The organism is Streptomyces sp. CA-249302 (assembly GCF_050936785.1).
In the GTDB taxonomy this organism is placed as follows: domain Bacteria; phylum Actinomycetota; class Actinomycetes; order Streptomycetales; family Streptomycetaceae; genus Streptomyces.
In genome coordinates, this window is record NZ_JBNJMG010000001.1 from 10,961,745 (window position 1) to 10,972,420 (window position 10,676).

At 68.6% G+C, this 10,676-nt stretch carries 12 protein-coding genes; 7 read left to right on the plus strand and 5 right to left on the minus strand.

Annotated features, from left to right (window positions below):
* Window positions 1–119 precede the first annotated feature (119 nt).
* Window positions 120–1,283, plus strand: coding sequence for a GlxA family transcriptional regulator (locus ACQEWB_RS49665; protein WP_432844405.1), 1,164 nt, complete (start codon window positions 120–122; stop codon window positions 1,281–1,283).
* Window positions 1,283–2,323, plus strand: coding sequence for a hypothetical protein (locus tag ACQEWB_RS49670; RefSeq protein WP_432843560.1), 1,041 nt, complete (start codon window positions 1,283–1,285; stop codon window positions 2,321–2,323). Before ACQEWB_RS49665 ends, ACQEWB_RS49670 begins: the two co-directional genes overlap by 1 nt.
* Before the next feature lie 162 nt (window positions 2,324–2,485).
* Here the strand turns inward: ACQEWB_RS49670 and ACQEWB_RS49675 are convergent, their stop codons facing one another.
* Window positions 2,486–2,860: a DUF6300 family protein gene (locus ACQEWB_RS49675; RefSeq protein ID WP_432843562.1), complete on the minus strand. Its 375-nt coding sequence runs from the start codon at window positions 2,858–2,860 to the stop codon at window positions 2,486–2,488.
* Window positions 2,861–3,079: 219 nt separating this feature from the next.
* Between ACQEWB_RS49675 and ACQEWB_RS49680 the strand changes: the two genes are divergently transcribed.
* The gene (locus tag ACQEWB_RS49680) at window positions 3,080–3,571 is read left to right on the plus strand and encodes a hypothetical protein (RefSeq protein WP_432843564.1); all 492 of its coding nucleotides are present in this window, start codon (window positions 3,080–3,082) and stop codon (window positions 3,569–3,571) included.
* Window positions 3,572–3,640: 69 nt separating this feature from the next.
* Here ACQEWB_RS49680 and ACQEWB_RS49685 read toward each other — a convergent pair whose 3' ends face one another.
* Window positions 3,641–3,802 (minus strand): hypothetical protein, encoded by a 162-nt coding sequence (locus tag ACQEWB_RS49685; protein ID WP_432843566.1) that lies wholly within the window; start codon window positions 3,800–3,802, stop codon window positions 3,641–3,643.
* 660 nt (window positions 3,803–4,462) lie between these two features.
* On the opposite strand from ACQEWB_RS49685, the gene ACQEWB_RS49690 reads away from it, so the two are divergent.
* From ACQEWB_RS49690 to ACQEWB_RS49700, 3 genes are read left to right on the plus strand one after another with little or no spacing between them, the layout of a single operon-like run.
* Window positions 4,463–4,702: a hypothetical protein gene (locus ACQEWB_RS49690; RefSeq protein ID WP_432843567.1), complete on the plus strand. Its 240-nt coding sequence runs from the start codon at window positions 4,463–4,465 to the stop codon at window positions 4,700–4,702.
* Window positions 4,699–5,271 (plus strand): RNA polymerase sigma factor, encoded by a 573-nt coding sequence (locus tag ACQEWB_RS49695; protein WP_432843569.1) that lies wholly within the window; start codon window positions 4,699–4,701, stop codon window positions 5,269–5,271. The genes ACQEWB_RS49690 and ACQEWB_RS49695 overlap by 4 nt, the downstream gene beginning before the upstream one ends.
* Window positions 5,258–6,061, plus strand: coding sequence for a hypothetical protein (locus ACQEWB_RS49700; RefSeq protein ID WP_432843571.1), 804 nt, complete (start codon window positions 5,258–5,260; stop codon window positions 6,059–6,061). Before ACQEWB_RS49695 ends, ACQEWB_RS49700 begins: the two co-directional genes overlap by 14 nt.
* 254 nt (window positions 6,062–6,315) lie before the next feature.
* Here the strand turns inward: ACQEWB_RS49700 and ACQEWB_RS49705 are convergent, their stop codons facing one another.
* The 3 genes from ACQEWB_RS49705 to ACQEWB_RS49715 all read right to left on the minus strand — a co-directional run bounded on the left by ACQEWB_RS49705 (window position 6,316) and on the right by ACQEWB_RS49715 (window position 9,839).
* Complete coding sequence (locus ACQEWB_RS49705; RefSeq protein ID WP_432843573.1) at window positions 6,316–8,391, minus strand: hypothetical protein; 2,076 nt, start codon at window positions 8,389–8,391, stop codon at window positions 6,316–6,318.
* A 252-nt stretch (window positions 8,392–8,643) separates the two neighbouring features.
* Window positions 8,644–8,859, minus strand: coding sequence for an integrase core domain-containing protein (locus ACQEWB_RS49710; RefSeq protein ID WP_432843575.1), 216 nt, complete (start codon window positions 8,857–8,859; stop codon window positions 8,644–8,646).
* Window positions 8,823–9,839, minus strand: a complete 1,017-nt coding sequence (locus ACQEWB_RS49715) for an IS3 family transposase (protein WP_432843577.1) — start codon at window positions 9,837–9,839, stop codon at window positions 8,823–8,825. The genes ACQEWB_RS49710 and ACQEWB_RS49715 overlap by 37 nt, the downstream gene beginning before the upstream one ends.
* 319 nt (window positions 9,840–10,158) lie before the next feature.
* Here ACQEWB_RS49715 and ACQEWB_RS49720 point away from each other — a divergent pair.
* A partial coding sequence (locus ACQEWB_RS49720) for a M48 family metalloprotease (RefSeq protein WP_432843579.1) occupies window positions 10,159–10,676 on the plus strand: 518 nt, incomplete at its 3' end.

The following is a 10,676-nucleotide window of genomic DNA, read 5'->3' on the forward strand; positions in this document are numbered from 1 at the left end:
TCATGCGCGACCGGCCCCGTGCAAGCACTCAACTTCGGCTTCTGGTAGGCCAATTCCTGCCGGTAACAGCAGAAGCTGGCGTGCTGAAGAAGCCGCGCCCCCAAGCCGGTCACCTCCCGGTGGCCTCCGGAGAGCCCTCCCAGGCGGCCGCGGCTCCCGGCACCGTCGATGCCGCGCCCTGGAAGATACCCAGGCGGCGCCGCAAGGAAGTTGTCGCGGTGCTGCTGTTTCGGGGCGGCCCCATCCTCGAGAGTTCCATTCCGCTGTCGGTGTTCGGGATCGACCGCCAGGACGCCGGCGTGCCGCGCTACCGCCTGCTGGTGGTGGCCGGCGAGGACGGCCCGCTACAGACCACAGGAGGGCTCGAACTCGTCGCGCCGCACCGGTTGGACGCGATCTCACGCGCGGGGACGGTCGTGGTGCCGGCCTGGCGGTCGATCACCTCCCCGCCGTCCGAGGAGGCGCTCGACGCGCTCCGTAAGGCGCACGAGGAAGGCGCCCGCATCGTCGGGCTCGGCACCGGGGTGTTCGTCCTTGCCGCGGCGGGCCTGCTGGACGGCCGCCCCGCGACGACGCACTGGATGTACGCACCGACGCTGGCCAAACGCTATCCGTCCGTGCACGTCGATCCCAGAGAACTCTTCGTGGACGACGGCGACATCCTGACGTCCGCCGGCACCGCGGCCGGCATCGACCTGTGCCTGCACATCATCCGGACGGACCACGGCAGCGAGGCGGCAGGCGCACTGGCCCGCCGCCTGGTGGTGCCCGCCCGCAGGACGGGAGGCCAGGAACGCTACCTGGACCGCGCGCTACCCGACGAGATCGGCGCCGACCCGCTCGCCGAGGTCGTGGCCTGGGCGCTGGAGCACCTGCATGAGCGGTTCGACGTCGAGACGCTCGCGGCACGCGCGTACCTGAGCCGGCGCACCTTCGACCGCCGCTTCCGTGAACTCACCGGTAGTGCCCCCTTGCAGTGGCTGACCACACAGCGGGTTCTCCAGGCCCAGCGCCTGTTGGAGACTTCGGAGTTCTCCGTCGACGAGATCGCCGAACGCTGCGGCTTCCGCACGCCGACGGCTTTGCGCGGTCACTTCCGCCGCCAACTGGGCTCTTCCCCGGCCGCGTATCGGGATGCCTACCGGGCTCGTAACCCCGTGGACTTCGGGGCCCTGCACACCTCACCCGGGCCCTCGCCCGCCCCGGACGACGATGAATGGCCGGCCCCGCCGCCCACCACGCCGATCGCTCCTCACCGTGCGCAACGGGGCGCTGGCGCCTGATGGGAGACATCGCCAAGGGCGCGCTGGGAGGCGCCTGGAGTCTGCTGGTCGGGTGGGTGCTCCCCACCGCCCTCAACCTCGCCGTCCTCACTACGACCTTACTCCCCAGCCTTCGCAAGGTTCCGCCGTTCGAACGTGCCTGGAGTCTGGCCGAAGGCCGCGGCGCACTGGCTTTCCTGACCGCATCGCTGATGCTGGGCCTGGTCCTCAACGCGCTGCAGAACCCTCTCTACCGCATCCTGGAGGGCTATCTGCTGTGGCCCTCACTCGCTTACGAATACGGCTGCCGCCGTCACCAGGTGATCAGACGTGACCTGGCCGACCGGCTACTTCTCCTGCGCCTCGAACGCCGTGCCGCGGGCCCCGGCCTGTCCGCCATCGACCGAGCCGACCTCACCCTCCTGCGCCACAGTCGCCATCTCGCCCGCTATCAAAGCCTGGACCGGCGCAGCACCGTCACCCGCCGTGCCCTCCTGCAAGAGCGCCTCGCCCGCTATCCCATCGACGACAGCCACCTCGCCCCGACTCGTCTGGGCAACGCCATCCGCCGCTTCGAGGTGTACGCCTACGACCGCTATCAACTGGACTCGCAGCTCCTGTGGAACGAGTTGACCTCCACCGCCCCAGAGCAGGCCCTTCGCCAGGTCGACACCGCACGGACCAGCGTCGACTTCTTCGTCTGCCTGCTCTACGGCCACCTTGCCGTGCTGCTCGCCGCCGTAGCGACCCTCTCGTCCACTTCCACCGGCGCGCCGGCCGCAGCGACGACAGCTGTCGTCCTCGCCGCACTTCTGCCCGTGTGGTACCGGTGCGCCGTCAGCGCCACAGATGAATGGGCGGCCGCGGTGCGGGCCCTGGTCAACGTCGGACGACACCCCCTGGCCGCATCACTCGGCCTGGACATTCCCAAAGAAATCGCCGCCGAGCGCACAATGTGGTCCCTGGTCTCCCGTCTCCCGCGCATCCCCTACCACGAGCATGCTGCAGCCCTGGACCACTACCGCCGCTCGCCCGCTCGCACAGGCGACGACACCACGTGAACATGCAGGAGCCAGCCGTCCAGCTCGCCGAGCTCTTCGTGCCTCACAATCGCCACGGTCGGACCGGGACCATCGAGGTGGATGTCGAACTCGCTCGCGCCCGCTTCTTCGACCGAGTTCCCCAGCCCGTCGGCTGACGCAGGCTCCGATTCTCACCCGTCGTCAGCCGTGTCCTCGCGGAGCATGCTCTTCGTACGACGGCAGCTCTGCGGGCGTCCCGGCGGCGGGGACGACGGACCACCCGAGAGCCTGCATGGTCTTCGACTCCCAGTCGTCGAAGAGCTGCGGCAGGTCTGCGGGGCGCCGGTCGGAGTCGCGGATCCAGGCGATGAGGGCAGTCCCGGCGGGGCGGTTGGCGTCGCAGACCGGGCACAGCTCCAGCCAGACCCCGGTCGTCGCCGGCCCGTTCCAGTACAGCAGCAGTTCCGCCGCACACCGAGAGCAGGGGGGTCGACTCCGTCTTCTCGCGGCTGCCCACGTGGGGCAGCGGGCGAGGTCCTCATCGCCCAGGGAGTCGAGAGACCCGTCGATATTCATGGGGCGGCAGAAGGAACCGTCGGAACGAACGTAATAGCGCCACGCAAACGACGCAGCAGGCCCCCTTGGTGCAGATTCCGATCGAGGCGCCACGATGCGCGCAGACCCGGATCAACGTCAAGAGACTATGTGTCAGCGATCAGCCGGGCGGGGACCGTGCGCTCGGGGCGATCGCCTCGTTGGACCTGCGGAAGTCGCCGCGATTCGGATGGAGTTGTGATGGGACGGGTGAAGGTGAAGAAGCCCCGGCGGGAGCGGCCGGTGGATCTCGGGCAGGTTTCCGAGGAGCATGTCGAGGCATCTGCTGGGTGGATGGTCACGGCGGTCGATCAGGAGCGGGCCTCCGCGGCTGACATGCACGCGAATCTCCAGAACGGGCCGGGTGGATTCGCGAACTACGAGCGGACGACGGGCGATCAGTGGCAGGTGACCATCATGGTGGTCGGGCGTCCGTCCGAAGACGAAGTACGGTGCACGGAAATCCCGTCCCTGGAGAAGGCCTTCGACCTCGCGAGGGATATGGCGGCCACGCTGCTGCCGAGAGGAGCGGTCCTTCTGCACTGTGTGGACGGCAGTGCGGACGCGTGGATCCCCACCTACCTCGCCGCGTACGGGCACCTGCCGGCTGCCGGGGGATGGGCGGCGGTTGCCGACGCCGGCGGCACGAGCGCGGACCGCTCCCGTTCGTACATCTCCGCCGCACGGTCATAGCACCGCACGTACCGTCCGCGACCACCTCCGTGCCTCCCGCCGCGGCTGACGTAGTGCGCCGAGGTGGTACTACGCCTCGGTGAACCGGATCTGGCCGAACCAGGAGCGGAAGGCGTAGGTGAGCGCGAGCATCCCGGGGGAGAAGAGGCTCGCCCATGCCACCCCCATCGCGAGCGGGTTGATGTTGGCCCCGAGGAGGTCGCTGAACATCAGCCCGAAGCCGACGGTCATGAGGAGGACCACGGGCGGGTCGATCAGGATGGCGAGGGCGGTGGGCAGCTGTCGGTAGCCGTAGAAGCTGCCGATGAACAGGTGCGCGCAGATGATCGACGGGGGCAGGAGCCAGAAGGTCGGCTCGCTGGAGTAGTGGGAGAAGTAGGCGACGTTGCCGGTGATGAAGGCAACGCAGGCCAGGTGTCCGAGGGCGACGGTGGTGAGGGCGATCCGGGCGGCCCGGCTCGTGATCGGGTGAACGACCTCGGTGGGCCGGGGTGCGGGCGTGCTGGTGGTGGCCGGGGCGGCGGGGGTGAGATCGGGATCGTCGTTCCTGGCGTAGGTCTGGTTCCCCCGCCCGGTGGATCGTACTCCGGGGTGAGTTCCCCCGACATCGGTGGCAACGGCCGGCCTCGGGCCGCTGCGCGCGTCCTGCTGGGGCTGCCGCGACGGCCCCGTCGTTAGGCGTCGATCTTCCGTTTTCCTCGGGCTCAGACGGGGTGCAGCGCGCTGGGAGCGGTGGTCCAGCTGCCGACGATCGCGCGCTGCGGGGCGGCAAACATGCTCAGATTCCGAACATCTCCGGACAAGTTGCGCCGATCTTCTAAACGCTTTTGCCCTCTCGGCAGATGTATAGGTGTACGCGTTTTCAAGGTTGAGTGAGAGGACGACTGCGAGATGTGGACGGAGTTGGGGCTGGCCGGCCCTGCCTGGCCCGCCGTGGGCTCGGTGCTGCTGTTAGGCGGGGTGCGGCGGCTGCTGGTGGAACGGGCCCGGCGCAGGACGCTGGTGGATGTGGCCACGCGTGCGCCTGCGGGTACGCAGGTCGTCCAGGGGGACGGTGCGGGCGGGCCTGCCCTGTGGATCAGCGTGGGCAGCGGTCGCGCGGCCGCCTCGGAGAGCGGGGAATCCGGGTGAGCCGCATCCCGCACAAGCACCGGTCGGAGATCGCGCTGCTGTACATGGAGATCGGCCGCGAACTCACGGAGTACACCGGCCGGCTGCTGGGCAACTCCGACGCGGCCGCCGATGTCGCACAGGAGGCGTTCGAAGCCGCGGCGAGCCGATGGGGGAGGCTCAGGTCCCAGGACCGTCCGTCCCAGCGGGCGTGGCTGTTCCAGCTCGTCAGGAACAAGGTGGCCGACCAGTGGCGCTCGGCACGCAGACGAGCGCCGCTGCCGGATACGCCGGATTCCGCGTCGGCCGTCGATACCCCGCGGATCGCCGCAGCCAATGTGCTGCTGGAGCGGTGCTGGGCCGCGATAGCCGAACTGCCGCCCACACAGCGGCGTGTCGCATTGCTGCGCTGGCAGGGAGACTGGACGTCCCGCGAGATCGCCGAGCATCTCGGCATGACCACCAGCACGGTACGAGTCCACCTGCACGGGGCCCGCAGGGTGCTGCTCGAAAAGTTCGGGACGGAGATCCTCTTTCCGTCCGATTGGTGGGAGTCACTCCAGGAGGAGGTACCCAATGAGCAGCGCTGACCGCACTCCTGACCAGTTCCGTCCGGCCGAAGGGGAGGCGCACGGCACGATCACGGTGGAGGAGCTCCTCAGCCAGCTTGATCGCGTCGCTCCCTCGGCGCCCGGGTACGACCAGACCGGCCTGGACCGGCTGATGGCCTGGATGGAGGACGACGACCCGGCAGGCGACGCGATGGCGTCCGAGGGCGAGTCGGGCGCGACTACCTGCGGCGGGCCGGTGACCGGGAAGATCCTCATTGCGGGAGGTGAGCGGGCAGGTTCCGCCGCGTTCATCCGAAAGGTCTCCGCATTCAGTGCGCCCACCGAGTTCGTCATCCCCGTTGGGCACTTGGTGACCACCGCCTTCTTCGGCCGGATCACGCTGCCGGATGGCCTCCTGCTCTACAACGTCGCTCCGCCCGACGACGTTGACCCGCAGGTGTGGGATGCCCTCGGAAAGGACGCGCTCGGGGCCGTGGTGCTGGCCGATCCCCGCCGCATGGCGGACTGCTACAACGCGCTCAACTACCTCGACGACTGCCGCATGCCATACGTCCTGGCCCTGCGCGGCAGCTCGGAACACTGCCCCTACACCCTCGCCGAGATCCGTAAGGCGCTGCTCCTGGCCGATGACACGCCCGTCCTGTTCTGGGACCCGGACCGTACGGCCAGCGCCGCGTCTGCCCTCATCACGGTGGTGGAAACCGCGTTGAAGCGCCTCAGTGCTGAAACAGCAGCGGGGGACCTGCCCCTCGACGAGGAGCTCACGGCCCTGACGCTGCTGACCCAGCTGGAGCTGCTCCTGCAGTAGTCCTCGACATTTCCGACCGCAGGAACCCGCTAACCGACTCTGAACTGCGACGATTCATAGACTGCATGTTCGCGACGGCACGTTGGGACTGTGCGGTGGGCCCGTCCGAGTGATCTCGTCTGGGAGCCCCGGGGCAGTCTTGCACTCGCAGAACTGCCGCCGGGTGGCAAGTAGTCGAGGGGGACATTCGGGCCGCATCGCATTGGCTGCAATCGGTGTCGGCGAGGAATCGCTACAACCGTTACGCATGCCTCTCACCGTGCGATGTCGGCCTCATCGTCGCTGAACCGGTGCTCCATGCAGGAACGCACCAGCCGGTAGAGCGGCTGTGCCGGGTGGTGATGGCTCGTGGTCAGTCGGCCTGCCGCCGCGATGGTGCGCAGGTCGTCCGGCTGCCACGCGGCCTGCGGGCTGTCCGCCAGCATCCCGACGGCCTGGTATTCGCCCACGGCGATGTCCGCGTACCCGTCCCCGCCGATCGCGTGGCAGGTCGCGCCCGCCGAGCCGAACAGCACGGTCGCCTCCTTGCCGGTCAGCTCGCCGCCTGCCTCCACCGGCCTGAGTCCCGCTCCCTTCACGTAGTGGACGTTTGCGGCGCCCGACGTGGCTGACTTGTAGCAGATCTCGTCTCGCGCCCGGATCCACGTCACGTCCCATGCGCCCGGCCGCATGGATCTGGTGACGTCGGCCCCCCTACTCCAGTAGGACCGCTCGAAGGAGCTGGTCAGGTGCCACCGCTCGAGCCCCGAAGTGTCAGCCACGACGAGATGGCCCCCGCCGCGCAGGCATATCCCGTGCCAGCTGATCGGTCGCTCGAGCCGGCCGACCAACGGGATGGTGTGTTGAGTCCGCTTCTCCCCGTCCAGCAGGACACCGTAGTGGTCGCGCATCACGGCGATCCGCCCGCTTTGCTGATCGACGGTGATCGAGGCGACCGTGGATGAGTAACCGGACGGGTAGTCGGTCCATTGGAGGGTAAACGGGTCGCCGTACCGGGTGGTCGCGACTTCCCTGCCGGTGCTGTCGTGGAACCCGACCGCGTTGCCGAGGCGAGCGGTGACGAGACCGTCCTGGAACGCAGCCATCGCGATGGCACCGTGCTCGGCGGTGTGCTCGTCGTGGTGGGTGAGTTCCATGGGGCGCCCGTCCTCCGGGCAGTGGTACAGCCACGCTTCCTGAGAGGGCCTTGAGTGGCGGACGGTGAATGCGGTGAGCGTGCCGCCGGAGTAAGCGAGGAAGGCTTCCTGCCACATGGTGGCGGCGTGCCGCGCCAGGAGTGCCCCATCGGGCAGGGAGTGGATGCTGATCGTGCCCGGACTCGGCGCCTCCGGCCAGACGTTGTTGCCGACAGGGCGGCTGTCGTGCGTCCACAGCGCCACCCGCCGCGCGTCGTCGCTCAGCGCGCCCGCCCGTACCTTGCCCGGTACCTCCAGGTGGACCACCTGGCTCTGGTCCATCGCCTTGCGCGCCTGCCGGATGTCCGCGGGCCTGATCTCGGCGAGGAGGCTGAACAGTTCGCGGTCCCGCTGGGCCGCCGGACGCCACTGCGGGTCCATGAGCCGCACCGCCCGCGCCGCGTTGGCGACCGGCAGATCCAGCGCCAGCCGCCACAGTGCAGCCCAGTCCCGGCGGTCGCGAAGCAGACCCATGAGGTACTTGCGCTCCGCATTCGTGATATTCGCGATCTGCTGCCCACCGTCTGCCACCACGCGCACCGCGTCCACAACGGCGTCGCGCTCCATGGCCTTCTGTAACGCGGCCCGCCCGTTTTCTGTGGCATCCTGATAGGCGGCGGCCAGCAGCGCCCCGTCCGGGTCCACCGCCTGCCGCTGCTCCGTTTGCCCGGTCAGGGCGAAGAAACACGCCTGGCCCATCGGGTCATCGGGTGTCACGCCGCGCCGGACCAGGTACTCGAGCTCGTCGGCGGGCATCTCCGAGATGCGGCGTCTGGACACGAGCACCGTCCGCATCACGTCCGCGCTGATGTCGACTTCCTCCAGCGCCTCGCGGAGCGCGGCCCGGTGGGCAGGGCGACCCAGAAGGAACCGATCGGCTTCGCCGAGCAATGAGCCGTCTGGGTCGAATGCCTGCCACAGCTCCCCCTGCCCGGTGAGGACGCAGAGGAGCGCCCAGCCGGATTGGTTTCGCCGGTAGGGCTTGCTCTCGTTCCGCGTGCAGAATGCCCCCAGGGCGATGCGGTGGTCGGCACCGGGCTCCATCGCCATTTCCATGACCTCGTTGGCGAACTGCTCGTGGCCTCCCGCCCATTCGGCGAGTACGTCGGGGCGGGCGTCGTCGGGGGCGCCCGCCGCCGCCCAGTCGGCCAGCACCTCGCGATACGCGAGTCGGCGTCCGGCGGGGTCCAGACGGTTGCCCGCTGCCGTGATCCTCTTCCACGAACGACGAGCCAGAACCCCCTTGATCCCCCGGCAGGCGGCTCATCCGCCTGCCGACGGACACGCCTCAGCACCCTCTCGACCGCTTGGCCGTTCCGCGCGTCCGCCACGGCCCCAGTATCGGTCAACCGCTGGCCCGACAGAAACCCAACCGGGCGGTGAAGTGCTCCGGGATCGGTGGAGGTTCTATGCGTTGGCTCCAGCTGCCGGTTGGGGCTGGTGTTGAGCGTTGTAGTTGGTCTCGTGTCCGTGGGGCGGGATGTCGCCGATGGTGGTGTGGAGGCGCTGGTTGTTGAACCAGTCGACCCATTCTGCGGTGGCGAGTTCGACGTCGGCCAGGCCGTGCCAGGGCCTGCGGGGCTTGATCAGCTCGGTTTTGTAGAGGCTGATCGGGGATTCCATGAGGGCGTTGTCCAGGGCGTCTCCGACGGTGCCGATCGAGGCGTCGGTGCCGGCCTCGGGGAGGTGGGCGGTGAACGCGAAAGACGCGTACTGGGCGCATCCGAATGGTGAACCAGCTCCGGTCCAGGGGGAGTTCCGGCGCGGTCGCGGCGCGACAGGGCCATGTCGAGGGCGTCGAGGACGAGCTTGGCCTGTTTGCTGGTGGCGGCGGACCAGCCGACGATCGCCCGGGAGAACACGTCCACGATGAACGCGACGTAGACGATCCCGGACCAGGTGGCCACGTAGGTGAAGTCGGCCACCCATCGGTTGTTCGGGCGGGATGCGGTGAAGTCGTGCCTGAGCAGGTCGACAGCTCGCTCGTGGCCGTCGTCATGGATGGTGGTGCGGATCTTCTTCCCGCGTCGGGCGCCCTCCGGGCTGAGGTCGTGCATCAGCCGGGCGACGGTGCAGCGGGCCACCGGTATGCCTTCGCGGTGCAGTTGTCGCCAGGCCTTCCGGACTCCGTAGACGCTGAAGTTGTCCGCGTGGGCGCGTCTGATCTGCGTCTTCAGCTCCGCGTCGCGCAGTGTCCGGGTGCTGGGAGCGCGGTTCCCGGCCGCGTGATAGGTGCTCGTCGCGATCTTGAGTCCGTGGCTGGTCAGGACTCGGGAGATCGGCTCGACTCCGAACACCTCGCGGTGGGCGTCGATGAACGCTACGGGCGCTGTGACGGCCGGTCGAGCTCGGCCGCGAGGAAAGCGGATGCCGCCTTGAGGATCTCGTTGGCCCGCCGCAGTTCGGCGTTCTCCGCCTTCAGACGCTTGATCTCCGTGGCCTCGTCGGACGTGGTGCCGGGCCGCCGGCCGCCGGCCGGCGTCGACCTTGGCCTTGCGGACCCACGTCCGCACCGTCTCAGCTGCACCAATGCCCAGCTTCGCCGCAACCGCCTTCATCGCGGCCCACTCAGTTGGGTAGTTGGGACGGATCTCCGCGACCATGCGCACCGCACGCTCACGAAGCTCGGGCGGGTAGGGAGACGGACGTGCCATGACTCGATCCTTTCAGGGAATCGAGCCTCCATCAGACCCGGAGCGCTGCACTGCCCGCCGCGGCAGTGGGGGGCGCGGTCGACTGCGTCGGGCGCCCTTGACGTTTGTCTGGTGTGGGTCTTTATGGGAGGACGAAGACAATTCACCGACGGCGCGTTCATTCGATCGATGCAGGCGAGACCTTCTCCTTCTTCGCGGCCTTGAAGTATTCGACCTTCCAGGTCGACCCGGATGTGCGTAGTGCGCAAGGCTGTTCAAGGGGGGCGGGATGGAAGAAGGGGGTCACACGCCACCTCACCGGCGGCTGACCAGTCGCCAGATCGTACGTAACAGATGGCTCACCGTCGCCGTCGCGGTCGTCGCTCTGCTGAATGTCTCGATCATCACCGCGGTTGTGGCGGGAGAGGCCCGTTCCCTGATCCCGGTCCTGTTGGTGATCGCCCCTCTGATGGCCGCCAGCTTCCTGGCATGGCTGCGCAATCGGTCGGTCCGCCTGGCGGCCGGCGGGGAGGAGCTCGATGAGTCCACGCGTGTTGCGGCTGGCGCGGTCGAGCGGGTGGCTGAGGAGTTCGGCATCGCAGCCCCGCGCGTGGTCGTCAGTGACGAGGGGATGTGTAATGCGTACACGATGGGTTCCGGTGACCGCGCTTTCATCGTGTTCACCGAAGGTCTTGTCGCTCTGCTGAACCGGCAGGAGCTGGAGGCGGTTGCCGCTCACGAGATGGCGCACATCGTGAACCGGGATACGGACGTCGGCGCCTTCTCCTACGCGGTGCTGTGCTGGGC

Coding starts and splice junctions, on each gene's coding strand:
- ACQEWB_RS49715 (WP_432843577.1), bottom strand. CDS start 9,839: ATGGTCGCGGAGATCCGTCCCAACTACCCAACTGAGTGGGCCGCGATG.
- ACQEWB_RS49680 (WP_432843564.1), top strand. CDS start 3,080: ATGGGACGGGTGAAGGTGAAGAAGCCCCGGCGGGAGCGGCCGGTGGAT.
- ACQEWB_RS49710 (WP_432843575.1), bottom strand. CDS start 8,859: ATGGAATCCCCGATCAGCCTCTACAAAACCGAGCTGATCAAGCCCCGC.
- ACQEWB_RS49685 (WP_432843566.1), bottom strand. CDS start 3,802: ATGACCGTCGGCTTCGGGCTGATGTTCAGCGACCTCCTCGGGGCCAAC.
- ACQEWB_RS49675 (WP_432843562.1), bottom strand. CDS start 2,860: ATGAATATCGACGGGTCTCTCGACTCCCTGGGCGATGAGGACCTCGCC.
- ACQEWB_RS49670 (WP_432843560.1), top strand. CDS start 1,283: ATGGGAGACATCGCCAAGGGCGCGCTGGGAGGCGCCTGGAGTCTGCTG.
- ACQEWB_RS49690 (WP_432843567.1), top strand. CDS start 4,463: ATGTGGACGGAGTTGGGGCTGGCCGGCCCTGCCTGGCCCGCCGTGGGC.
- ACQEWB_RS49700 (WP_432843571.1), top strand. CDS start 5,258: ATGAGCAGCGCTGACCGCACTCCTGACCAGTTCCGTCCGGCCGAAGGG.